Raw genomic sequence first — 831 nt, 5'->3', positions numbered from 1 at the left:
GGCCGTCACGGATTGACGGTGACCGAGTCGGAGATCTTCTTGATCTCGTTCAGCTTGTGGCTGATGATGATGGAGGTGATGCCCTGGCCTTTGAGGTGCAGGATCAGATCGAGCAGATGGTCGGAGTCCTCATCGTTGAGGGCGGCCGTCGGCTCATCCAGAATGAGAAGTTTCACGCGCTTCGACAGCGCCTTAGCGATCTCGACGAGCTGCTGCTTGCCCACACCGATATCCATGATGCGTGTGGTCGGCTTCTCGCGAAGGCCCACCCGGGCGAGCAGCTTTGCGGCCTCCAGGTTGGTCTTGTTCCAGTCGATCAGGCCGAGAGCATTGCGTTGCTCGTTGTTGAGGAAGATGTTCTCTGCAATAGAGAGGTACGGGCTGAGCGCGAGCTCCTGGTGGATGATCACGATGCCCTTGGCTTCGGAATCGCGGATGTCGCGGAATTCCACAACCTCGTCTTCGAAAACGATGTCGCCCGTGTAGGTGCCGTGGGGGTAGACACCACTGAGCACCTTCATGAGCGTGGATTTTCCGGCGCCGTTTTCCCCGCAAATGGCGTGGACGTCGCCGCGGGCGACGTTGAGCGAGACGTTGGCCAACGCTTTCACGCCGGGGAACGTCTTGGTGATGCTGCGCATCTCAAGGATGTTCGTGGTCACGGAGTACCTTCTTCAGGTGTCTGGGTCAAAACTGTGGAGGGGAGAATCCGCCGGCGAGGTTTCCCCCGCCGGCGGATTCACACTGCCGAAGCAGTGGGCGTGATTAGCCGTTGATCTCGGCTTCGGTCCAGTAGCCGGAGTCGATCAGGACGGACGGGATGTTGTCCTT

The 831-nt window shown here is 59.3% G+C and carries 1 pseudogene; it reads right to left on the bottom strand.

Going from position 1 to position 831, the window contains the following annotated elements:
* Nucleotides 1-14: 14 nt before the first annotated feature.
* Nucleotides 15-662: pseudogene (locus JF66_RS20965) on the bottom strand (ATP-binding cassette domain-containing protein); the annotation flags it as partial.
* Nucleotides 663-831: the final 169 nt, after the last annotated feature.

This window comes from Cryobacterium sp. MLB-32 (genome assembly GCF_000738085.1).
GTDB lineage: Bacteria > Actinomycetota > Actinomycetes > Actinomycetales > Microbacteriaceae > Cryobacterium.
This window is presented reverse-complemented; position numbering and strand designations above follow the sequence as displayed.